Annotated in this window: 19 protein-coding genes; 6 read left to right on the forward strand and 13 right to left on the reverse strand. The window is 68.2% G+C overall.

Translation table 11 applies throughout. The features are described from left to right. Window positions 1-38: 38 nt before the first annotated feature. The 7 genes from PJ250_RS15205 to hutI form a co-directional block, all read right to left on the reverse strand. Window positions 39-2,105, reverse strand: coding sequence for a TonB-dependent receptor family protein (locus PJ250_RS15205; protein WP_271645402.1), 2,067 nt, complete (start codon window positions 2,103-2,105; stop codon window positions 39-41). A gap of 710 nt (window positions 2,106-2,815) precedes the next feature. Then, a complete protein-coding gene (locus PJ250_RS15210; protein WP_271645403.1) occupies window positions 2,816-3,400 on the reverse strand; it encodes a DUF8082 domain-containing protein in 585 nt (194 codons plus the stop codon). 49 nt (window positions 3,401-3,449) lie between these two features. Next, window positions 3,450-4,577: a Cache 3/Cache 2 fusion domain-containing protein gene (locus tag PJ250_RS15215; protein ID WP_271645404.1), complete on the reverse strand. Its 1,128-nt coding sequence runs from the start codon at window positions 4,575-4,577 to the stop codon at window positions 3,450-3,452. Window positions 4,578-4,813: 236 nt separating this feature from the next. After that, on the reverse strand, window positions 4,814-6,481 hold the full coding sequence (hutU, locus tag PJ250_RS15220; RefSeq protein WP_271645405.1) for a urocanate hydratase: 1,668 nt from the start codon (window positions 6,479-6,481) through the stop codon (window positions 4,814-4,816). 47 nt (window positions 6,482-6,528) lie between these two features. Continuing rightward, window positions 6,529-7,362, reverse strand: a complete 834-nt coding sequence (hutG, locus tag PJ250_RS15225) for an N-formylglutamate deformylase (RefSeq protein ID WP_271645406.1) — start codon at window positions 7,360-7,362, stop codon at window positions 6,529-6,531. 105 nt (window positions 7,363-7,467) lie between these two features. Then, on the reverse strand, window positions 7,468-9,009 hold the full coding sequence (gene hutH, locus PJ250_RS15230; RefSeq protein ID WP_271645407.1) for a histidine ammonia-lyase: 1,542 nt from the start codon (window positions 9,007-9,009) through the stop codon (window positions 7,468-7,470). Between the two features lie 231 nt (window positions 9,010-9,240). Next, entirely contained in the window at window positions 9,241-10,446 is a 1,206-nt protein-coding gene (gene hutI / locus PJ250_RS15235; protein WP_271645408.1) for an imidazolonepropionase, read from the reverse strand. An 80-nt stretch (window positions 10,447-10,526) separates the two neighbouring features. Here hutI and PJ250_RS15240 point away from each other — a divergent pair, with 80 nt between their 5' ends. Both PJ250_RS15240 and hutC read left to right on the forward strand, forming a co-directional pair. Continuing rightward, on the forward strand, window positions 10,527-11,906 hold the full coding sequence (locus PJ250_RS15240) for a formimidoylglutamate deiminase (protein ID WP_271645409.1): 1,380 nt from the start codon (window positions 10,527-10,529) through the stop codon (window positions 11,904-11,906). Beyond that, window positions 11,906-12,634 (forward strand): histidine utilization transcriptional repressor HutC, encoded by a 729-nt coding sequence (gene hutC, locus PJ250_RS15245; RefSeq protein WP_271645410.1) that lies wholly within the window; start codon window positions 11,906-11,908, stop codon window positions 12,632-12,634. Before PJ250_RS15240 ends, hutC begins: the two co-directional genes overlap by 1 nt. 12 nt (window positions 12,635-12,646) lie before the next feature. On the opposite strand, the gene PJ250_RS15250 is transcribed toward hutC, so the two are convergent. The 3 genes from PJ250_RS15250 to PJ250_RS15260 all read right to left on the reverse strand — a co-directional run bounded on the left by PJ250_RS15250 (window position 12,647) and on the right by PJ250_RS15260 (window position 14,801). Beyond that, window positions 12,647-13,624 (reverse strand): restriction endonuclease, encoded by a 978-nt coding sequence (locus tag PJ250_RS15250; protein WP_271645411.1) that lies wholly within the window; start codon window positions 13,622-13,624, stop codon window positions 12,647-12,649. Between the two features lie 223 nt (window positions 13,625-13,847). Continuing rightward, complete coding sequence (locus tag PJ250_RS15255; RefSeq protein WP_271645412.1) at window positions 13,848-14,432, reverse strand: phasin family protein; 585 nt, start codon at window positions 14,430-14,432, stop codon at window positions 13,848-13,850. A gap of 93 nt (window positions 14,433-14,525) precedes the next feature. Next, window positions 14,526-14,801 carry a polyhydroxyalkanoic acid system family protein gene (locus PJ250_RS15260; protein WP_271648666.1) on the reverse strand — a complete coding sequence of 92 codons (276 nt, stop codon included), beginning with the start codon at window positions 14,799-14,801 and terminating at the stop codon, window positions 14,526-14,528. Between the two features lie 95 nt (window positions 14,802-14,896). Between PJ250_RS15260 and PJ250_RS15265 the strand changes: the two genes are divergently transcribed. Further along, the gene (locus tag PJ250_RS15265) at window positions 14,897-15,691 is read left to right on the forward strand and encodes an FHA domain-containing protein (RefSeq protein WP_271645413.1); all 795 of its coding nucleotides are present in this window, start codon (window positions 14,897-14,899) and stop codon (window positions 15,689-15,691) included. Here the strand turns inward: PJ250_RS15265 and msrQ are convergent. Next, window positions 15,573-16,268, reverse strand: a complete 696-nt coding sequence (msrQ, locus tag PJ250_RS15270) for a protein-methionine-sulfoxide reductase heme-binding subunit MsrQ (protein ID WP_271648667.1) — start codon at window positions 16,266-16,268, stop codon at window positions 15,573-15,575. The genes PJ250_RS15265 and msrQ overlap by 119 nt on opposite strands. Window positions 16,269-16,330: 62 nt before the next feature. Continuing rightward, window positions 16,331-17,299 carry a protein-methionine-sulfoxide reductase catalytic subunit MsrP gene (msrP, locus tag PJ250_RS15275; RefSeq protein WP_271645414.1) on the reverse strand — a complete coding sequence of 323 codons (969 nt, stop codon included), beginning with the start codon at window positions 17,297-17,299 and terminating at the stop codon, window positions 16,331-16,333. A gap of 200 nt (window positions 17,300-17,499) precedes the next feature. Between msrP and serC the strand changes: the two genes are divergently transcribed. Together serC and pheA are read left to right on the forward strand one after the other, a co-directional pair. Further along, a complete protein-coding gene (gene serC / locus PJ250_RS15280; RefSeq protein ID WP_271645415.1) occupies window positions 17,500-18,585 on the forward strand; it encodes a phosphoserine transaminase in 1,086 nt (361 codons plus the stop codon). Between the two features lie 147 nt (window positions 18,586-18,732). Next, the gene (gene pheA / locus PJ250_RS15285; RefSeq protein WP_271645416.1) at window positions 18,733-19,902 is read left to right on the forward strand and encodes a prephenate dehydratase; all 1,170 of its coding nucleotides are present in this window, start codon (window positions 18,733-18,735) and stop codon (window positions 19,900-19,902) included. A gap of 134 nt (window positions 19,903-20,036) precedes the next feature. Here the strand turns inward: pheA and PJ250_RS15290 are convergent, their stop codons facing one another. Further along, window positions 20,037-20,366, reverse strand: coding sequence for a hypothetical protein (locus PJ250_RS15290; RefSeq protein WP_271645417.1), 330 nt, complete (start codon window positions 20,364-20,366; stop codon window positions 20,037-20,039). Window positions 20,367-20,410: 44 nt separating this feature from the next. On the opposite strand from PJ250_RS15290, the gene aroA reads away from it, so the two are divergent. Then, a complete protein-coding gene (gene aroA / locus PJ250_RS15295) occupies window positions 20,411-21,718 on the forward strand; it encodes a 3-phosphoshikimate 1-carboxyvinyltransferase (protein WP_271645418.1) in 1,308 nt (435 codons plus the stop codon).

Below are 21,718 nucleotides of genomic sequence, written 5' to 3' on the forward strand. Positions count from 1 at the left end.
GGCCACGTACGGCGCTTGACCCTCACGTTCGATTCGACTCATTCGAAGTGCAGTTCGAGGCCCGCATAGAGGCCAAGGCCTTCGCCGGGCGTGGCCCGCGCTGCGTCGGTACCGACATCGTCATAGCCGGGGGTGATCGTGGCGGCGTAACGCTGCCCGGTGAGGTTGCGCGCCTCCAGCCAGGTCTGCCAGCGCCCACCCGGTGCAGCGAAGCCCACGCGTGCGCCAAACACGGTGTGGCCATGCGCCCAGGCGCTGTTGGCATAGTCCACCGCCACGCGCGAGGCCGACTCGGTGTCCAGCGCCGCATAGACGCCGCTGTGATGGTCGTAGCGCAGCATGGCCTGGTAATAGTGGCGGGGCAGGCCGGGCAGCACGTTGTTCCCGAACCGCGCATCGTGGCGGTAGCGGAAATCGCTGTAGGTATAGGCCTGGCGCAGTGACAGCCGGTCGCCCTGGGCCTGCCACAGGGTCGACTCCAGTCCCGCTTCGATGCCGCGATGCACGGTCGGGCTGGCATTGGATTCGGCCACGTAGGTGTCCGGCGCGGTGCCGACCTCGACGCTGAGCAACTCGTGGTGGACGTTGGACTGATAGGCCGCAAGCTGCCAGCGGCCCAGCGTGCCGTCACCGCGCGCGCCCAGTTCCAGTGTCGCGGCGGTCTGGTTGCCCAGGTGGACCGGCGTGCTCTGCCGGCCGGTGGCCGCGCCGCTGCCGGCCGGGAACACCGTGCCTGAGCCCCAGATCATCGACCACGGGTGTGGCGGCTCGACCGAGCGGCTCAAGTTGCCGAACAGCTGCACCTGCGGTGTGGCCTGGAAGGTCAGGCCCACGCGCGGCGCGTAGTCCCAGCCATGCTCGGACAAGCGGCCACCGCCGGCTGGCCAGGTCACTGCGACCTCGCTGGCGGTATGGACCAGGGCCAGGCCGGTGACCAGATGCAGGGACGGGGTGAGCGCCGTCGTGTTGCCGACATGCACGACGGCATCGGTGCCCAGGTGTTCGAAGTCGCGCGTGCGCGTCCCGGCCGGATACCCGTTGGTGTCCAGGCGCAGAGTCTCGCGCACCTGGGCATGCAGATCATGGGTCACGCGCAGGCCGACGGTGGTGGTGCTGTCGCGGCCAAACCATCTGTGCTGATGCGTGTAGTCCAGCGTGGCACCCAGGTCGGCGTAGTCCAACTGCTGGCGGTAGCGGCTTTCGTTGAGGTCCATCGGAAAGCGGTGGTAGACCAGGCCCGCCTTCAGCGTGGAGGCCGTGTCCAGCTGCAGGGTGGTGATGCTGCCGATCCAGGTGCTGCCAGGCTGCGGCCGGCGCGCATCGATGGCCACATAGGCCGGGTTGGCCTGGCGCGGGTCATCGGCGATCTGGGCACGGGTCAAACGGCCCGGCGTTTCGTGTTCGGTTTCGCGATAGCGCAGCACCAGCCGCGTGCTCAGATCGGGACTGAGCTGCCAGCCCAGGTTGGCCATCACGCCCTTGCCGCTGCCGGCCGCATGCGTCTGGTAGCCGTCGGTGCGGCTGTCGGTCAGGGCGAGGTAGTAGTCGAACGCGCCGTGCGCGCCGCCATCGGCCAGGCTGCGCTTGCGGTAGCCGAAACGGCCGCCCTCGTAGCGCAGCGCAAACCCCGGGGTATCCAGGCCACTGCGGCTGACGTAGTCGATCGCGCCGCCCAGGGCCAGGGCGCCGCGATCGAATCCGTTGGCGCCCCGCAGCACGTCCACGCGGCTCATCCACAGCGGTTCGAGCAGTTCGTAGGGCGTGCCGCCGGAGAAGGTCAGCGGCAAGCCATCGAGCGACACCGACACCCCCGAGGCGTGCGCGCCCGGCGCGCGGTTGAGGCCCGAGCCGCGGATCGACACCTTGACCCCTTCGTTGCCGGGGGACTGGGCGTAGATGCCGGGCTGATAGGCCAGCACGTCGGCCGTGCCCGCCACGCGTCCGTTATCCACCCGAGTTAGATCGATCACGTTGCCTGCGCCGGGCACGTTGGACAGCGCCTTGCGCGCGGCGTCCACGCCGTCGGCTCCGGTGCCTGTGACCTTGATCGCATCGAGGGTGACCGCCTGTTCCGGCGTCGCGGCGAGGATGGCGCGGGGGGACATGCAACACAGCAGGGTGCTGGCCATCAGGACATGGCGTGTGGAGAGCGGGGCGAATCGTGGGCACATTGCGCTGGACATCGGAGCGAGCAACCAACCTGGGCTAAGGGCATGGGACGGCGCGCCGGCGCTGACCCGGATCGCGGTAGCGATGCCGGATCAAGGCGCAGACGCGTTGCGGAAGACCGAGGGAGGGATGATGGGTGGCGCTCGCGCCACATCCTGTCTACCTCAATACTTTCTCTAAAGTTTACAGGTTCGTCGAGGCACTGGCGAGTGCGATCGCTTCGCAGAAGGATTGGAGGCTGTTCCATCGGGCTTTGCGGATCACGCCGTCGCGTGATCCGCGGTGGCGCGCGTCAGGGAAGGTCGCCGACGCTGGGAGGTGCGGAGGCCACGTGGGCCTGGCCGATGGGTACTCGGGAACAAAGTCCATCATCGGGATGCCGTGGGGACGTCAGGCCAAGGCGGTACCGAGCCGGCGATGGGCGCGCGATGCTGGCGCGCGCTCATGATCGAGCGTGCCGCTTGCGAGGGCTTGCGTTATCGAACGGCCAGACCCAAGCCGATGACGCGAAGCCGGCCGTCAGGCGGCGGTCGCCGAGGTCGCACGAGGCACTTTGCCGCAAGGGCATGACCGTGCGTGCAATGCGTGCACAGTCGAGGCAGCGCGAATAATGTTGCGATCCACGATCGCCGTGACGCAGATGCCGCTAGTGCGGCAGCTTGTCCAATCCGGCGCGCACTTCCTGGAGAAAGCCCTTGGTTTCATCGGGCGAGGACAGATTGCTGGCCAGTTGCTCCAGCTGCGACGCCAACGGGGCAGGGGTTTCGAAGGCTTCATCGCACAGCATGCCGGCGATCGGGCCGAAGTACTGCAGCGCGATGTTCTCGATCAACTTGCGCTGGGCTTCACTCGGGGCGCCGCCGGCGGGCATGCCGGCAGGCGCTGCCACCGCTGCGGCGACCGGCGCGGCCTGCGTGCGTGAAAGGGCCTGTTCGAAGCCGCCTAGCAGCCACTGCAAGGAATCCTCGCTGAGGGCGGCCTTGCCGCTGCTCTTGCTGGCGGGATCGACCTGGAAGCGTCCGCGCGCGGCGTTGACCATCGACAGCCGTTGCACGGCCTCGTCACCGCGCAGCATCCTGAAAACCACTTCGTCGATCTGTCCGCCGTGCAGGCGGATGATGCAGGAATGGTTTTCCTCGGTGACCACGAAGAAGAAGCCGGACGCCTTCTTCGCCGTCAAAGATCGCAGCTCGCGCAGGACTTGGATCAGTGGGATGAAATCATTGGCCATGCGTCCTGGCTCCCTCGCATCGTCGATCTGGCGTCAGAGGCTTGGCGCCTCACCGTTTGGCCAAACGCTCCATGGCCAAGCGTACGCTGTTGGAGAGCCGCGAGATGGCCCGCGCCAGGGTGCCAATCTCGTCCTTGAGCTTGACCTCGTCGATGGTGTGGTTCCATTTGCCTAGGCTCAGTTCTTCGGCCACGGCGGTGAGGTGCTGGATCGGGCGCAGCACGCGGCTGAGGATCAGCATTGACTGCAGGCCCAGCAGCAGCACGCACACCAGCAGGCCGATGCCACCAATCCACAGCGACTGGCGCAGGATCACACTGTTGATGTCTTGCTTGGGATAGGCCGAGACCAGGGTGAAACCCCAGCCAGGGACGTCCTGGCGCGTCACCACCCAGTCGTCCGGACGCTCACGGGCGACCTGTTCCATCTTGGCCGGGTCGGTGGTGTTGCCGGTCTTGGAGTGGAAGCGCAGTTTCCCATTGCCGTCGAAGACCGCGATGAAGCCTGATTCCAGCACATGCGCCTCGCTGATCTCGCCTTCCAGCGAGGCCAGGTCGGTCTTGTAGCCGACGTACCAGATGCCGATGGGTTCCTCGTCGTAGATCGACATGATCGGCTCGTAGCCGGTCACGTAAGGCGTCCCCAGGATGTCGACCACGCCATAGAAACCCTGCGCCTTGCGAATCTGTTGAATCACCTGTCCCTTGGGATCCAGGAGGGTACCGACCGCCCGGTTGCCATCGTCGGTCTTGACGTTGGTGGCCACGCGCACGTAATCCTGACCGGTGCGCGAGAACACCGTTGCGGTGCCGTCCACCGTGGCGGTCACGCTGTCGACCAAGGTCATGTTGCCGGCCTGGGACTTCTGTCCGAACAGCAGGTCCGGGACATCGCGGCCGCTGATCTGGACCTTGGTTCCGGCGGACGGGGCTCCTAGCGCGGCACTTTCACGGCGCAGCAGATTCATCGAGCCCCTGACCCGATCGAGCATGATCGAGCGGGTGATGGCGAACAGTCCCTGGAGGGACGAGGACTGGCGCCGGATCGCCTCATCGGCCTGGCTGTGCACGCGCCGAGCCTCGGTGCTGGCAAGGACCAGGGTCAACACCACCACCACGACCAGGACCAGGCCCAGCACGGGCAACAGCAGGCGCACACGTAATGAATTTCGGAGCATTGCCCCCTCCCGACTTGCTTCACTTGAGCAGGAGGCGCTACGGCGCTCCCGGTATAGGCGCACTTCTGGCCCCAAACGCAATAGCGGCCGCGGGCGCGCGGGCTTGAGCGGTCTGGGCGAGCGGGCGGATCATGGGGCGGCCCGTCCCCGGGCCGGGTGCGCCCCCCTTCAAGGCCCGCCAGCGAGCGAGCGGGCGTTCGTGACGGTGGTGTTTCAGGCTGCGCGTCGCGCGGGTTTCAACCGAGGATCGCCGGCAGGTCCAGACCTTGCTCCTTTGCGCAGTTGAGCGCGATCTCGTAGCCCGCATCGGCATGGCGCATGACGCCGGTGGCCGGGTCGTTCCACAGCACGCGGGCGATGCGTTTGGCCGCCGCCTCGGTGCCGTCGCAGACGATGACCATGCCGGCGTGCTGGGAGAAGCCCATGCCCACGCCGCCGCCGTGGTGCAGCGACACCCAGGTCGCCCCGCTAGCCGTGTTGAGCAGGGCATTGAGCAGCGGCCAGTCGGAGACCGCATCCGAGCCATCGGCCATCGCCTCGGTTTCGCGGTTGGGCGAGGCCACGCTGCCGCTGTCCAGATGGTCGCGGCCGATCACCACCGGCGCCTTGAGCTCGCCCTTGGCGACCATCTCGTTGAAGGCCAGGCCCAAGCGGTCGCGATCGCCCAGGCCGACCCAGCAGATGCGCGCCGGCAGGCCCTGGAACTTGATCTTCTCGGCGGCCATGTCCAGCCAGCGGTGCAGGTGCGGGTTGTCCGGGATCAGTTCCTTGACCTTGGCGTCAGTCTTGGCGATGTCTTCCGGATCGCCGCTCAGCGCCGCCCAGCGGAACGGGCCGATGCCGCGGCAGAACAGCGGGCGGATGTAGGCGGGCACGAAGCCGGGGAAGTCGAACGCATTGGCGATGCCTTCCTCCAGCGCCATCTGCCTCAGGTTGTTGCCGTAGTCGACGGTCGGCACGTCGAGCGCGTGGAAGCCGAGCATGGCGCGGATATGGTTGGCCATCGACGCACGCGCCGCCTTTTCCACTTCCTTCGGCGCCGATACGCGCTTGTCGTCCCATTGCTCGACGCTCCAGCCTTGCGGCAGGTAGCCGTTGACCGGGTCGTGGGCGGAGGTCTGGTCGGTCAGCAGGTCCGGCTTGACCCCGCGCGCCAGCAGTTCGGCGAGCACGTCGGCGACGTTGCCGAGTAGGCCGACCGATAGCGGCTTCTTAGCCTTGCAGGACTCGTCGATCAGCCGCAGCGCCTCGTCGAGGTTGTCGGTCCAGGTGTCCAGGTAGCCGGTGCGCAGGCGCATGTCGATGCTGCTCTTGCGGCATTCCACCGCCAGGCACGAGGCGCCGGCCATCACCGCGGCCAGTGGCTGCGCGCCGCCCATGCCGCCGAGCCCGCCGGTGAACAGCCAGCGCCCGGACAGGTCGCCGTTGTAATGCTGGCGGCCCATCTCGACGAAGGTCTCGTAGGTGCCCTGGACGATGCCCTGGGCGCCGATGTAGATCCAGCTGCCGGCGGTCATCTGGCCGTACATGGCTAGTCCCTTCTTATCCAGCGCGTTGAAGTGGTCCCAGGTGGCCCAGCGCGGCACCAGGTTGGAGTTGGCGATCAGCACGCGCGGCGCATCGGCGTGGGTGCGGAACACGCCGACCGGCTTGCCGGACTGCACCAGCAGCGTCTGGTCGTCGTCCAGGCGCTTGAGGGTCTCGACGATCTTGTCGAAGCTTTCCCAGTCGCGCGCGGCGCGGCCGATGCCGCCATACACCACCAGCTCTTCCGGGCGTTCGGCCACGTCGGGGTGCAGGTTGTTCATCAGCATGCGCAGCGGTGCTTCGGTCAGCCAGCTCTTGGCATTGAGCGAGGTGCCGGTGGGCGCGTGGATGACACGGGACGGATCACGACGGGTCATGGGAAATCCTTGTGGTTTGGACAGGCCGCACCGCGATGTGCGGGCCTTCAGCGAAGGGAAGCGGATGTGCGGGCGAAGTCGAGGGCGGCACTGAGCACGCCACGCAGCGTGTCCTGCAGGCGCTGGGCGCGGGCCGGCGACCACGGCGTGGGCCAGGTGTCGGGCGTCACCTGACTGGGTTCGTCCATGTAGCCGCGGCAGGCCAGTTCCATCTGGATGGCGTGCACGCCCTGCGCAGGACGAGCGTGGTGGCGGGTAATCCAGCCGCCCTTGAAGCGACCGTTGCGCACGTGGCTCAGGCCACTTTCGGCGCAGTGCTGTTCGACCGCATCGGTCAGGCGTGCGTCGCAGGACGTGTCCGTGTTGGTCCCGATGTTGAACTGCGGCAGCTCGCCTTCGAACAGGTGCGGGATATGCGAGCGGATCGAGTGCGCGTCGTACACCACGACGCGGCCGTGTTGCGTGCGCAGGCGTTCGATCTCGCTCGCCAGGGCTTCGTGGTAGGGCGTGAGCCAGCGCTCGCGGCGGCGCGCGATCTCTGCATCATCCGGCTCAAATCCGTCGCGATACAGCGGCTGATTGTCGAAGGTGGTCAGCGGGCACAGCCCGGTCGTGTTCTGGCCCGGATACAGCGAGACGCCGGACGGGTCGCGGTTGACGTCGATCACCGAACGCGAGATCGCGGTGCGGATCGTGGTGGCGCCCAGCTCACGCGCGAACGCATAAAGCTGGTGCACGTACCAGTCGGCATCGCGCCGGGCCAGCCACGGCGAGACGAAGCGGTCTTCCAGCCCGGCCGGCAGCTCGGTGCCGGTATGCGGGAAGCTCACGATCAGCGGCGCATCGCCACGATGGATCTCAAGCCAGGTGTCAGGCGACATGTTCGATTTCCCCGAAACGATGGGATGCCGTGGGAGCCGCCATGGCGGCGACGGGCATGAACTGGAAAGCCCCTCCGTCGCCATGGAGTTCACCACCCTGCGGCGTCATGCCGACGCGTCCACGCCTGGCAGGGCGACGGTGACACGGGCGGTCAGCGCACCGCTGCGCACCAGCTCGGTCGCGGCCACCATGTCCGGGTGGAAGTAGCGGTCGTCCTGCAACGTGGGCACCTGGCCGCGCAGCAGGCCGCGTGCAGCCTCCAGGACGCTGCTGGAGGCGAGCGGGGCATGGAAGTCGCAGCCCTGCACGGCGGCCAGCAGCTCGATGCCGACCACGTTGGCGGCGTTGTCGGCCATGGCCATCAGCCGGCGCGCGCCGTGTGCGGCCATCGACACGTGGTCTTCCTGGTTGGCCGAGGTCGGGATGGAATCGACGCTGGCCGGGTAGGCGCGCTGCTTGTTCTCCGACACCAGCGCTGCGGCGGTGACCTGCGGAATCATGAAGCCGGAGTTCAGGCCCGGCTTGGGCGTCAGGAACGCGGGGAGGCCCGACAGCGCCGGATCGACCAGCATCGCGATGCGGCGCTCGCTGATCGAGCCGATCTCGCACACCGCCATGGCCAGCATGTCGGCGGCGAAGGCCACCGGCTCGGCGTGGAAGTTGCCGCCGCTCAGCGCCTCGCCGGTGTCGGTGAACACCAGCGGATTGTCGGACACGCCATTGGCTTCGATCTCCAGCGTGCGCGCGGCTTGGCGCATCACGTCCAATGCCGCGCCCATGACCTGCGGCTGGCAGCGCAGGCAGTAGGGGTCCTGCACGCGCACATCGTCCTCGCGGTGCGATTCGCGGATCGCGCTGCCGGCCATCAATGCGCGCAGTGCATCGGCCACGACGATCTGGCCGGGCTGGCCGCGCAGCGCGTGAATGCGCGGATCGAAAGGCGTGTCCGAGCCCTTGGCCGCTTCGGTGGACAGCGCACCGGTGACCAGCGCGGACTGGAACACGGTCTCGATTTCGAACAGGCCGGCCAGGGCGTAAGCGGTCGAATACTGGGTGCCGTTGAGCAGCGCCAGGCCTTCCTTCGCGCCCAGCACGATCGGGGCCAGCCCGGCCTGGGCCAGGGCGTCGGCGGCGGACATGCGCGCACCGCCGAAGAAGGCGTCGCCCGCGCCGATCATCGCCGCGGCCATGTGCGACAGCGGAGCCAGGTCGCCCGAGGCACCGACCGAGCCCTGGCAGGGCACCACCGGCATCACATCCTGCTGCAGCATCGCTTCGAGCAGGACGAGCGTGGCCGGTTTGATCCCCGAGGCGCCCTGGGCCAGGCTGGCCAGCTTCAGCGCCAGCATCAGCCGCACCACCGACAGCGGCATCGGCTCGCCCACGCCGGCGGCGTGCGAGAGCACGATGTTCCGCTGCAGGGTTTCCAGATCGTCGCGCTCGATGCGCACCGTGGCCAGCTTGCCGAAGCCGGTGTTGATGCCATACACCGGCGCGCCCTTGGCGACGATGGCCTCGACGGTCTGCGCGCTGCGCAGCACGGCGTCTGCCGAGCCCGGATCGAGCTGGACGCGGGCGCCGCGATAGATCGCGCGCCATTGCGCAAGGCTGACCGCGCCGGGGCGCAGGAGGATGGACTGGCTCATGAAGATGCTCCGTGGATCGAATGGGAGACAAGCGGGGAGTGGGTTCGCAGTCGCATCGCCTGCGCCTGGACCGGCCCCTGTAGCGCCGAGCTTGCTCGGCGGAGGCTGTACCGGGAGAGCCCCAGCGGAGCGAGCTCCGCTCTACAGAAGCGCTCCCGGGAAGGCCCCAGCGGAGCAAGCTCCGCTCTACAGAAGCGCTCACGGGTGAGCCTCAGCGAAGCAAGCTCCGCGCTACGCATCCTGGCCACGCCAGACGCGCGCATGCAGCGGGTTGAAGCCCATGCGGTAGACCAGGTCGGCCGGGGCGTCGATGTCCCAGATCGCCAGGTCGCAGTCGAAGCCGGCGCGCAGGCGGCCCAGGCGATCCTGGCGGCCGAGCGCGCGCGCGGCTTCACGGGTGAAGCCGGCGATGCATTCGGTCACGGTCATGCGGAACAGCGTGGCGGCCATGTTCATGGCCAGCAACGGGCTGGTCAGCGGCGAGGTGCCGGGATTGCTGTCGGTGGCCAGGGCCAGCGGCACGCCGGCGGCGCGCAACGCGGCGATCGGCGGCACCAAGGTGTCGCGGGTGAAGTAGAACGCACCGGGCAACAGCACCGCGACCGTGCCGGCGGCGGCCATCGCCGCGATGCCGTCCGCGTCAAGGTGCTCGATGTGATCGGCGGACAGCGCGCCACAGCGTGCGGCCAGGGCCGCGCCATGCTGGTTGGACAATTGCTCGGCGTGGATCTTGAGCTTCAGCCCGTGGGCGCTGGCCGCGGCGAACACCTGTTCGGCCTGTGCGTGCGAGAACGCGAGGTGCTCGCAGAACACATCCACCGCCTCGGCCAGGCCTTGCGCGGCCACGGCCGGGATCATCGTCGCGCAGACCTCGTCGATATAGGCCTGCGCCTCCACCCCGGGCGGCACCGCATGCGCGCCGAGGAAGGTCGGCGCGATCTCGACTCGGCGCAGTTCGCCAAGCCGCTTGGCCACGCGCAGCTGCTTGGTCTCGTGTTCCAGGGTCAGGCCGTAGCCGGATTTGATCTCCAGCGTGGTGACGCCTTCGGCCAGCATCGCGTCCAGGCGCGGCAGGCTGGCGGCGATCAGGGCTTGTTCGTCCGCCTGTCGCGTGTCGCGCACGGTGGACACGATGCCGCCGCCGGCCTTGGCGATGTCGGCGTAGCTGACGCCGTTGAGGCGCTGCTCGAACTCGCCGGCGCGATTGCCGGCATAGACCAGGTGCGTATGGCAATCGATCAGGCCCGGGGTGATCCAGCGGCCTGCACAGTCGACGCGGGTGGCGGCATCGAAGGCGGGCGCGGCGTCCGCGGGCCCGACATGCACGATCCGTCCGTCGCGGGCCGCGACGACGCCGTCCTGGATCTCGCCCAGTCCGCCGTCGGCGGCATCCAGGGTGGCCAGCTTCGCGTGGTGCCAGAGGGTGTCGCAGCGCATGGCGTTACGTATCGTCGTGAGCTTATTTGTCTATACAATAAAACCGTGCCCATGAGAGTGTCCAGCGAGAGGACGAACCGGTGACGACAGGCTTCCAGCACTTCTGGATCGACCATGCCCTGCTGCCCGACGGCTGGGCCCGGCAGGTTCGCCTGGCGGCCCGCGACGGCCGCATCGTGGAGGTGACGCCGGGACAGCGGCCTGGTCCGGAGGACATCCGCGTCGAGGTCGCCGTGCCGGGGCTGGGCAACCTGCACAGCCATGCCTTCCAGCGCGCCATGGCCGGCCTGACCGAGGCGACATCGGCCGGCGCGGTGGCTGCGGGGGGCGACAGCTTCTGGAGCTGGCGCGAGCTGATGTACCGCTTTCAGGACCGGCTGGACCCGGACAGCTTCCAGGCCATCGCCGAGCAGGCCTACGTGGAAATGCTGGAGGTGGGCTTCACCCGGGTGGGGGAATTCCACTACCTGCACCACGCGCCCGATGGCCGGCCCTACGCCGACCCGGCCGAGATGTGCGCCCGCGTGGCGGCCGCCGCGCAGGCCAGCGGGATCGGCCTGACCCTGCTCCCGGTGTTCTATGCCCATGCCGACTTCGGCGGCGTGCCGCCCAGTCCGGCACAGCGCCGGATGCTGCATGACCTCGACGGGTTCACCCGGTTGCTGGAGCGTGCGGGCGATGCGTTGGCGCCACTGGGCGATGCGGTCCTCGGCGTGGCGCCGCACAGCCTGCGCGCGGTGACGCCCGGGGAGCTGGCCGCGTTGCTGCCGCTGACCGAGGGACCGATCCATCTGCACATCGCCGAACAGCTGCGCGAGGTGCAGGCCTGCCTGGACTGGTCCGGCCAGCGCCCGGTGCAATGGCTGCTCGAGCACGCCCCAGTCGATGCGCGCTGGTGCCTGGTGCACGCCACGCACGTCGAGCCGGCCGAGTTGCAGGGCATCGTCGAGGCGGGCGCGGTGGTCGGGCTGTGTCCGATCACCGAGGCCAACCTGGGCGACGGGATCTTCCCCATGCGCGACTTCGCCCGGGCCGGCGGCCGGTTTGGCGTCGGCTCAGACTCGAATGTGCTGATCGACGCGGCCGAAGAACTGCGCCTGCTCGAATATGGTCAGCGCCTGGTGTCGCGCGGTCGCAACGTGCTGGCGCAGGGCGAGGGCGTGTCGAGCGGACGCTGGCTGTTCGACGGAGCGCTGCGCGGTGCAGTGCAGGCGCTGGGCGTCGCCGGTGGGCTGCAGGCCGGCGCCTCGGCCGATCTGGTGGCCCTGGATCTGCGGCATCCGGCCCTGCAGGCGCGCGAGGGCGACGCCTGGCTGGATGGCTGGATCTTCGCCGCGCGGCAGGGAGCGGTGCGCGATGTCTGGCGGCAGGGAAGGCACGTGGTGCGCGACGGCCAGCATCTCCAACGCGCGGGCGTGGCCAAGCGTTACGCCGCCGCGCTGGCGCATCTGCTGTCGTGATGAGCGAGGCCAGGCCGCCAAGCCTCCACCAGCGCATCCGGGGCGACATCGAGGGGCGGATCCGCAGCGGTGAGTGGCCACCGGGGCACCGGATCCCCTCCGAGCATGCCTTGATGGCGAGCTACGGCTGCTCGCGCATGACCGTCAGCAAGGTGCTGGCGCTGCTGGCGGACGCCGGGATGATCGAACGCCGCCGCCGCGCCGGTTCCTTCGTCGCGCGGCCGCATCCGCACATCGAGCAGGTGGCCCTGTCCATCCCGGATATTCCTTTCGAGGTCGCTGCGCGCGGCCACGTCTACCGGTTCGAACTGCTGGCGCGGCAGCGACGTCGACCACGACGGGGTGCGTCCGACGAGGCGGCGCTGGCTGGCGATGGCTGGGTCCTGGCGCTGCACTGTCTGCACCTGGCCGACGGGCGACCTTTCGCCGTTGAAGAGCGCTTGATCAATCCCGCGGCGGCGCCGGAGGCGATGGACGTGGATTTCAGCCAGGTCGTGCCGGGCAGCTGGCTGCTCCAGCACGTGCACTGGACCCGCGCCGAACATCGCATCAGCGCGATCGGCGCCGATGATGCGCAGGCGGGATGGCTGCAGGTTGCGGTCGGGACGCCGTGCCTGGTGATCGATCGCCAGACCTGGTGCGGCGAGCAGCCGGTGACCCGTGTGAGCCAGGCGTTCCTGGGGGATTCCTACGACCTGGTGGCCCGGTTCTCGCCCGGAACGCGCTGAGCGACCCCGGGTTCAGCGCGTAGCGGGCGTGTACAGCGGCTTGGCCTCGCACTGGCGCCAGCGCACGCGGGCGTCGCTGCCTGGGGCCGGGTTGAGCTGGATGCGCGACAGCGCCAGGTCCGGGTACTTGGCCAGTTCCGCGCACACCGTCGGCATCACCATGTCCTCTCCGGCCAGCATGTCCACCGACAGGGTCGAGCTGGAGATCCACACTGGCTGGCGCAGGCCGCCCGCCTTGGCCAGCGCCTTGGTGACCGCCACGCGCTGCAGGGCGACCTGTTCCTCGCTGGAGGGCGCGGCAGGCGGGGGCGCTGCCGGTGCCGGATTGTTCGGCATCGTCGTGGTGGCCGGGGCACTGGCGGGTGCGGGGGCCACCGCTGGCGCCGCCGTCTCCGGGGCCCCGGCGTGCAGCAGGCTGCTCACCAGCACGCCCAGCAGCAGGGCCAGGATCCAGCACAGGCCGATGTGCCGGCGCGCGCGCAGGTTGGCCTGTGTGGTGATGCGCTGAACGATGGCGCTGTCCAGCATCGGCTTGACCTGCAGCCAGAGCTTGCCACCGTCGAGCAGTTCCACGCTGGCGCGTTCGGCCTTCTCGCGCCCGGTGGCGTCCACCACGCCTTCGGTGGCCAGGATGCCGCGATGGGCGCCGCGCAGCCGCGCCTCGGACGCCAGTTCTTCCACTGCGACTGAGCTGATCCGGTAAGCCGAGCCATGCTTGCAGCTCAGCAGCCAATGCTTGCCTTCGGTATCGGCCAGTAGAAAGCTGGGATGTTGGTTGCGCACGTCTTCGGGCTCGAAGGACACCCGCTGCAGTCCGCGCAGTTGCAGGGACGTCAGCACCAGACTGGAGAAATCCCGCCAACGCAGGCCGGCCAGGGCCAGCAGCCCGGCTGAGATCTCATCGTCGCGACGACGGAAGGTCCAGAGATAAATGGTCGCAGCGAGACCAAGCACCAGGGCGAGGATTGCCCCGATCAGCCAGGAAGCCATGTTCAAGTCGTCCGGTGGATCAATGGAAGGAGTTTAAGGACAACGCCTTCTGACGCACACGGGGGAACGCGGCCAGGCACGAAGAGGCCCGCCAGGCTGGAATTCGTAAGGGGAGGGGAGCGAACGAATCGAGCCGGCCTGACGGGCCGACCCCGATTCTGCACACGGCTTGTGCTGCTTTGCAACAAGACCAGGCCTGGCAGGGCCGAGCGGGCGCCGGCGATCAAGGGGTGTCCGACCGGTCGGCCGGTGGAGCCCCGGGCGGAGGAGCAGCGGAGGCCGAACGCGTGCGTGGTGCCGTCTTGCGCGCGCGCTTGCGGGCAGTCGGGGCATCGGCGTCGGCGCCTGCCGCAGCGTTGCGCGGCGCCTTCGAGGCGCGCGCCTTGGGCGTTGGCGTCGCCTGGGCCGCGTCGTTATGCCGGCGCAGTTGCGCATTCAACGCATCGATGCGGTCGATCAGCGCGCCGAGTTCGCGCCGGGTCGGGGCTTCCAGGAACTTCAACGCATCGCCGACCCGCCCGGCTGCGCCGCTTGCCCGCTCGCGCGCTTCATTGAGGCCGGCCTCGACGGCATCGCGCATCTGCCGCGCGCCGGCGCCGGCGCGCTGCTCGAAACGGCCGCCTTCCTTGACCAGGGTGTCGAACAGGCGGCTGCCTTCGTTCTGTGCGCGCCCAAACGCGCCCACCCCGGCCAGCCAGATCTGCTGGGCCGATTCACCCAGGGCTTGCTGGAGCAGCTCGGCCTGCGCCTGGAGGCTGGGGCCGGCGGTGTCCTGTGTACGCTTGCGCGAGGTCTTCTTGGTGGTCATGGAAAGCCTCCTGTGATCGGCGCGCCCGCAACAGGCGCATCTCACAGTTTCCGCGCGGTCAGGTGATCGTCACGTCACCGCGAACGCGGAACGTCACGCGAAGCGCTCATCCAGGACGCGACGGATTTCCGCTTCGATCGGCGTCTTCATGGCCGACAGCAGGAATCCCAGTTCTGCGGTGACATGCAGCGCATCGGGCAGCATCGCGATCCTGCCGTCCACACCGCCGCCATTGAACGCCAGTTCGTCGCCTTCCCAGTGATGGCTCACCCCGAAGCGGCTGGCCAGCTTGGCGGCCACCTCCTCCAGTGCCACCCGGGTCTGCTCCGGGCTCTTGGTGTTGGGGTGGAGGATGTCGATGCTGGGCATGGTGTTGGCGAAGAGGCTGCAGGAAAGAAGCGACATTGTGCGCGGCCCGCGCGCGGTGCGCCAAGCGCGTGTGCTGCATGCTAGGCTCGCGCCGCGTGCAGAACCTCAGCCTCCATTTTCCGCAGGGACGTATCCCGGACCGTGCCCTTGGCACCGGTGTGCATCGCGTCGTGCGCGAAGCCAGCGGCACCATCGGGGTGGGGGACGCCGTGCCAGGGGCCTTGCTGGTGCAGTTCTGCCTGGATCGGCGAGGCCTGTGGCTGCAGGTTCCCTCCGGCATGCGCGGCATCCACGTCAATGGCAGGCCGGTGCGACGCATGGCCATGCTGCGACCCGGCGATGCGGTCTACGCCGACGGCGTCGAGGTGCTCGTACGTGGCCAGGTCGGCGAGGCGGCGCCCTATGCCACGCCGCGTGCCGGCGAAGAGGCCGACCCCCGCGTGGTTCTGCGCGGGATCGGCGGGCGTCACCATGGTCGCGCCTTTCCGGTCGGCAGCGGGTGCGTGGTCGGCGCCGGGCCGGAGGTGCAGATTCACCTGGATGCGGCCCATATCGGGGTCCAGCATGCGCGCCTGAGTCTGCAGGGCCAGGGCCTGCTGCTCCGCCACTACAGTGGCGCGGCCACCAGCGTGGTCAATGGCCTGCCCGTGCACGAAGCCCTGCTGGTGGCCGGCGACCAGGTCGCATTCGATCCGCAGGCACGCTTTGTGGTCGAGATCCCGTGGGGACGCCCCGAACGCCATGAATCCGGCATGCCGGAGGATGGCGTCATCACTCAGGCGAGCGCGCCGCCTCAGGAGGCTTCGCTGAAGCGCTGGCCGTGGCTGCTGCTGGCGGCCGCGGCGCTGGCCGGGCTGCTTTCGGCGCTGCTGCTGTTCGGCGCCGGCTGACCGCCTTCCAGGCGCGCCATCCCAGCAGGACCGCAAGAATGCCGGCGTAGAGTGCGGGCTCGCGGATGTCGGACTTCACCAGCCACCAGAAATGCAGCACGGCCAGCACGCCGATGGCGTAGATGGCCTTGTGCAGCCGGCCCCAGTTGCGGCCCAGCCGGCGGATCCAGCCGGTGGTAGAGGTGATCGCCAGCGGGACCAGCAGCAGCCAGGCGGCGAAGCCCACGGTGATGTAGGGTCGCTTGACGATCTCGGCAAAGATCTGGGTCCAGTAGCCACGCAGGTCCAGGCCCAGGTAGGCCGCCAGGTGGAAACACGCGTAGACGAAGGCGTACAGGCCCAGCATCCGCCGGAAACGGATCAGCACCGACTGGCCAGTGAGCTGGCGCAACGGGGTGATCGCCAGGGTGAACATCAGCAGCCGCAGCGCCCACAGCCCGGTGAAATGCTCCACCTCGGCGATGGGGTCGGCCCCCAGCGCGTCCGATCCGGTCTTCCAGACCTCCCAGAACCGCCAGCCCAGCACGGCCAGCGGCGCCAGGCATAGCAAGTGCACGACCACCTTGGCTGCGATCACGCCAGGCGGGGTCTTGGGTTTGGGACGGGCCGGGCGGGCCCGGCCTGTCGGGGCGGCGTCGCTCAGAACCACTTGCGCAGATCCATCCCGGCGTACATCGAGGCCACCTGGTCGGCATAGCCGTTGAACATGCGGGTCTGGATGCGCTCGGCGAACAGCTTGCTGGCGTTGCCGGCGATGCGGCGCTCGGTCTTCTGGCTCCAGCGCGGGTGGTCGACCTGCGGATTGACGTTGGAGAAGAACCCGTATTCGTTGGGCTGCAGGTCATGCCAGGCCGTCTCGGGCATCTTCTCGACGAACTTGATCTCCACGATCGACTTGATGCTCTTGAAGCCGTACTTCCACGGCACCACCAGACGCAGCGGCGCGCCGTTCTGCTGCGGCACCGGCTTGCCGTACAGGCCGGTGGCCAGGAAGGTCAGCGGGTGCATCGCCTCGTCCATGCGCAGGCCTTCGCGATAGGGCCAGTTGATGGAGCGATAGCGGATGCCGGGCATCTGCTGCGGATCGGCCAGGGTGGTGAAGGCCACGTACTTGGCCTTGGAGGTCGGTGCGAAGCCCTTGAGCACCGCCGCCAACGGGATGCCGGTCCACGGGATCACCATCGACCAGCCTTCCACGCAGCGATGGCGGTAGATGCGCTCTTCCGGCGAGGCCGCCTTGAGCAGATCCTCCAGGGCGATGGTGCCGGGCTTTTCGCATTCACCCGACACCTTGACCGACCACGGCGAGGTCTTCAGCGTCTTCGGCGCTTGCGAGGGGTCGGTCTTGTCGGTGCCGAACTCGTAGAAGTTGTTGTACGTGGTGACGTCGGCGTACTTGGTCAGCTCCTCATCGGTGCGAAAGCCCGACTTGGCCTGCTCGGGGGTAATGCTGGTCTTGGGCGCGTCGGGCGGATCGGCGTCGGCACAGCCAGCCAGGGCCAGCGCCGGGATCGCGGCGGCCAGCTTGAACAGGTCGCGACGGCCGCGATAGACGGCTTCGTCGGTGACCTGGTGGTCTTTGAGGGTCAGGGCATCGCGGAGGGACACGGGTTTCTCCTGCTTGAAAGTCACATTGGCAACCAATAAGACGCGCGACAGGACCAAAAATTCCAGGGATTGGTGCGCCTGTCCATGCTCATTGCGCCGGGTTTCATGCTCCTTACGCAGATCGCGTCAACGTGGATGCATGGTGGGGCACTTGCTGATTCAGCCTGCGGCATACTATGCGCCCCCAGGAAGAGGCTGCCATGTCCCGCGTCCACAACTTCAGCGCCGGCCCTGCGGCACTGCCCGAAGCCGTCCTGCGCCACGCGCAGTCCGAAATGCTGGAATGGAACGGCGTGGGCGCCTCGATCGTGGAGATCAGCCACCGCAGCGCCGAGTTCATGGAGGTCGCCGCGCGCGCCGAGGCCGATCTTCGCAGCCTGCTCAGCATCCCCGACGATTACGGCGTGCTGTTCCTGGCCGGTGGCGCCACGACCCAGCAGGCGCTGCTGGCGCTGAACTTCGCTGCGCCTGGCCAGACCGTGGACTACGTGGTCAGTGGCCACTGGGGCAAGACCGCGATCAAGCAGGTCAAGGACTACGTCAACGTGCATGTGGCCGCCACCAGCGAGGCCAGCGGCTTCACTGACATCCCGCCGCGTCGTGACTGGCAGCTCTCGAACGATGCGGCCTATGTCCACATCACCGCCAACGAGACCATCCACGGCGTGGAGTTCCGCGAGACGCCGGAGGTGGGCGCCGTGCCGCTGTTCGCCGACTTCTCCTCCTCGATCGCCTCCGAGCCGATCGAGGTGTCGAAGTACGGGGTGGTCTACGCCGGCGCGCAGAAGAACCTGGGCCCGGTCGGTGTAGCCGTGGTCATCGTGCGCCGCGACCTGCTGGAGCGCGCCGGCCAGCCGCGCGCGGACATCTTCAACTACGCCTCGCACCTGGCGCGCGACTCGATGCTCAACACGCCGCCGACCTGGAACTGGTACCTGACCGGGCTGATGTTCCGCTGGATGCTCGACCAGGGCGGCGTGGCTGAATTCGCCCGTCGCAGTGCGGCCAAGTCGCAGCTGGTCTATGACGCCATCGACGGCTCTGGCGGCTTCTACCGTAACGCGGTGGTGCCGGCGGCGCGCTCGCGCATGAACATTCCCTTCTTTGTGCCCGACGAGACGCTGACCGCGCGCTTCGTGGCCGAGTCCAAGGCGGCCGGGCTGATGGGCCTGAAGGGCCACAAGGCCGTCGGTGGACTGCGGGCCTCGCTGTACAACGCATTGCCGGTGGAAGGCGCGCAGGCGCTGGTGGACTTCATGCGCGACTTCCAGCAGCGCAACGGTTGAACCTCCATGCTCTGTAGCGCCGAGCTCGCTCGGCGGTCGCTCTCCCGGTGAGGGCCCTGGCCGAGCAAGCTCGGCTCTACGGAGGCAGGGGACATCGCCGCCATGGCGGCTCCCACGATAGAAACATCGCTTCATGGATCTTCGCGAATGACCAAGAAAACTCCCAAGCCGGCAGCAGCCAAGTCCGTGTCGGTCGCCAAGCCGGCCAAGGGCAAGGCCGCCAAGCCGACCGCGCCGCCGCTGGTGCTGTCGGACGTGCGCGCCAAGATCGACGGCATCGACCGCCAGATCCAGTCGCTGATCGCCGAGCGCGCCGGCTTCGCCCTGCAGGTCGGCAAGGCCAAGGGCAAGCTGGCCGCAGCGGTGGATTACTACCGCCCCGAGCGCGAGGCGCAGGTGCTGCGCATGGTGGTGGACCGCAACGAAGGCCCGCTCTCCGACGAGGTGCTGGTGCATGTCTTCCGCGAGATCATGTCCGCCTGCTTGGCCCAGCAGGAGCCGCTCAAGATCGGCTATCTCGGCCCGGAGGGCACCTTCAGCCAGCAGGCCGTGCTCAAGCACTTCGGCCGCTCGGCGCTGGGCGTGCCGATGGCGAGCATCGAGGAGGTCTTCCAGGAAGTGGAAAGCGGCAACGCCGACTTCGGCGTGGTGCCGGTGGAGAACTCCGGGCAGGGCACGATCCAGATCACGCTGGATATGTTCCTGACCTCCAACCTGAAGATCTGCGGTGAGGTCGAGCTGCGCGTGCAGCAGTTCCTGATGTCGCGCAGTGGGCGCCTGGAGGACATCGAGCGCATCTACGCCCATCCGCAGTCGTTCATGCAGACCGCTGGCTGGTTGCGCTCCAACCTGCCCAAGGCTGAGAAGGTGCCGGTGTCCAGCAACGCCGAAGGCGCGCGCCGTGCGCGCAACAGCGACGATGCCGCGGCGATCGGTGGCGAAAGCGCGGTCCACGCCTACAGCCTGAAAAAGGTCGTGACCGGGCCGATCCAGGACGACAAGGACAACACCACGCGCTTCTTGGTGGTGGGCCGCAAGATCTTCCCGCCGTCCGGTCACGACCGCACCTCGGTGCTGGTGTTCATTCACGACAAGCCCGGCGCGCTGTTCGATGTGCTCAGCCCGTTCGCGCGCCACGGCATCAGCATGAACCGCATCGAGTCGCGGCCTTCGCACCATGCCAAGTGGGAGTACGGGTTCTTCATCGACCTGGCCGGGCATGTGGAGGACGAGTCGATGAAGGCGGCGCTGGCGGAGCTGGAAGCGCACTCGGCGCAGATCAAGGTGCTGGGGTCGTATCCGGTGGCGGTGCCTTAGTTGTTTTTCCTTCTCCCTCCGGGAGAAGGTGCCCCGGAGGGGCGGATGAGGGTTCGGTACGCACATGACTCCTCCTTCCCCCGCATGCGGGGGAAGGATGCCCGGAGGTCAGGAAGGGGGGCTTTTGCTTGCTTCTAAACAAAAGCAGCGAAGCTTTCGCGCTTCTTCGAAGCATGAGTCACTTTTCTTTGCTTGTGCAAAGAAAAGTGACCAAAAGAAACACACCCGTCCTCGTGCCCTCCGCTGCGCTCCGGGTTCGCAACGCTGGCGGGAATGTCCGGACGCGGCTTCCATGCCGCGACCGGACACGACGTGCATCCATGCACGTCGCCCTGCGGGTTTGACCCGCCAGCGCCGCCGCTGCGGATGGGGCAGGGAAAGCCAATAAGCAGCAGCGACAAGCAAGAGCAACAGCGGAAAGCAAAAGCAACAGCAGCAACAACAACCAAATCAAGATCAACCACGCATTCGATGCACAACGCGGCAGGGCCGCTGGATGGACAACACGATGACTTCGCAATCCTGGATCGCTCACACTGGCTCGGCGCTGCAGGGCGCGCTGGCCATCCCCGGAGACAAGTCGGTGTCGCACCGCTCGGTGATGTTCGCCGCGCTGGCGGACGGCACCTCGCGCATCGAGGGCTTTCTGGAAGGCGAGGACACGCGCGCGACCGCGGCGATCTTCTCCCAGTTGGGCGTGCGGATCGAAACGCCGTCGCCGTCCACGCGCATCGTGCGCGGCGTGGGGGTGGATGGGCTGAAGGCGCCGAGTGCCGCGTTGGACTGCGGCAATGCCGGCACCGGCATGCGCCTGCTGGCCGGCCTGCTTGCGGCGCAGCCTTTCGACAGCACGCTGATTGGCGATGCGTCGCTGTCCAAGCGGCCGATGCGGCGGGTGACCGGGCCGCTGGCGCAGATGGGCGCGAAGATCGACACGTGCGATGACGGCACCCCGCCGCTGCGCATCCACGGCGGGCAGGCGCTGACCGGAATCGACTTCACCTCGCCGGTGGCCAGCGCGCAGGTCAAGTCCTGCCTGCTGCTGGCCGGCCTGTACGCGCAGGGCGAGACCACCGTGCGCGAACCGCATCCGACCCGCGACTACACCGAGCGCATGCTCTCGGCGTTTGGCGTGGAAATCGACTTCTCGCCCGGCTACGCCAAGCTGCGCGGTGGCCAGCGCCTGCGTGCGACCGACATCGCGGTGCCGGCGGATTTTTCCTCGGCGGCGTTCTTCATCGTCGCGGCCAGCCTCATCCCCGGCTCGGACGTCACCCTGAAGGCGGTGGGCCTCAACCCGCGTCGCACCGGCCTGCTCGAAGCGCTGCGCCTCATGGGCGCGGACATTGAGGTGCTCAACCCGGCCGAGCACGGCGGCGAGCCGGTGGCCGACCTGCGCGTGCGCCATGCCGTGCTCAAGGGTGCGCGCATCCCCGAAAGCGTGGTGCCGGACATGATCGACGAGTTCCCGGCGCTGTTCGTTGCCGCCGCTGCCGCGCAGGGCCAGACCATCGTCAGTGGCGCGGCCGAACTGCGGGTCAAGGAATCCGATCGCCTGGCCGCCATGGCCACCGGCCTGCGCAGCTTGGGCGTGCAGGTGGACGAGACCCCGGACGGAGCCACCATCCACGGCGGTCCGATCGGCGGCGGCATCATCGAAAGCCACGGTGACCATCGCATCGCCATGGCCTTCTGCATCGCCGGGCAACTGTCCACCGGGGAGGTGGTGGTGCTCGATATCGCCAACGTGGCGACCTCGTTCCCGGGCTTCGACACGCTGGCGCGTGGCGCAGGCTTCGGTCTGCGCGAAGGTTGA

It is taken from the genome of Pseudoxanthomonas sp. JBR18 (assembly GCF_028198165.1).
Taxonomy (GTDB): Bacteria; Pseudomonadota; Gammaproteobacteria; order Xanthomonadales; family Xanthomonadaceae; genus Pseudoxanthomonas_A.

Bases quoted from the DNA above. Each gene is read 5' to 3' on its own strand.
- PJ250_RS15205 (WP_271645402.1), bottom strand. From the start codon at position 2,105: ATGTCCCCCCGCGCCATCCTCGCCGCGACGCCGGAACAGGCGGTCACC.
- PJ250_RS15210 (WP_271645403.1), bottom strand. From the start codon at position 3,400: ATGGCCAATGATTTCATCCCACTGATCCAAGTCCTGCGCGAGCTGCGA.
- PJ250_RS15215 (WP_271645404.1), bottom strand. From the start codon at position 4,577: ATGCTCCGAAATTCATTACGTGTGCGCCTGCTGTTGCCCGTGCTGGGC.
- hutU (WP_271645405.1), bottom strand. From the start codon at position 6,481: ATGACCCGTCGTGATCCGTCCCGTGTCATCCACGCGCCCACCGGCACC.
- hutG (WP_271645406.1), bottom strand. From the start codon at position 7,362: ATGTCGCCTGACACCTGGCTTGAGATCCATCGTGGCGATGCGCCGCTG.
- hutH (WP_271645407.1), bottom strand. From the start codon at position 9,009: ATGAGCCAGTCCATCCTCCTGCGCCCCGGCGCGGTCAGCCTTGCGCAA.
- hutI (WP_271645408.1), bottom strand. From the start codon at position 10,446: ATGCGCTGCGACACCCTCTGGCACCACGCGAAGCTGGCCACCCTGGAT.
- hutC (WP_271645410.1), top strand. From the start codon at position 11,906: ATGAGCGAGGCCAGGCCGCCAAGCCTCCACCAGCGCATCCGGGGCGAC.
- PJ250_RS15250 (WP_271645411.1), bottom strand. From the start codon at position 13,624: ATGGCTTCCTGGCTGATCGGGGCAATCCTCGCCCTGGTGCTTGGTCTC.
- PJ250_RS15255 (WP_271645412.1), bottom strand. From the start codon at position 14,432: ATGACCACCAAGAAGACCTCGCGCAAGCGTACACAGGACACCGCCGGC.
- PJ250_RS15260 (WP_271648666.1), bottom strand. From the start codon at position 14,801: ATGCCCAGCATCGACATCCTCCACCCCAACACCAAGAGCCCGGAGCAG.
- serC (WP_271645415.1), top strand. From the start codon at position 17,500: ATGTCCCGCGTCCACAACTTCAGCGCCGGCCCTGCGGCACTGCCCGAA.
- pheA (WP_271645416.1), top strand. From the start codon at position 18,733: ATGACCAAGAAAACTCCCAAGCCGGCAGCAGCCAAGTCCGTGTCGGTC.
- aroA (WP_271645418.1), top strand. From the start codon at position 20,411: ATGACTTCGCAATCCTGGATCGCTCACACTGGCTCGGCGCTGCAGGGC.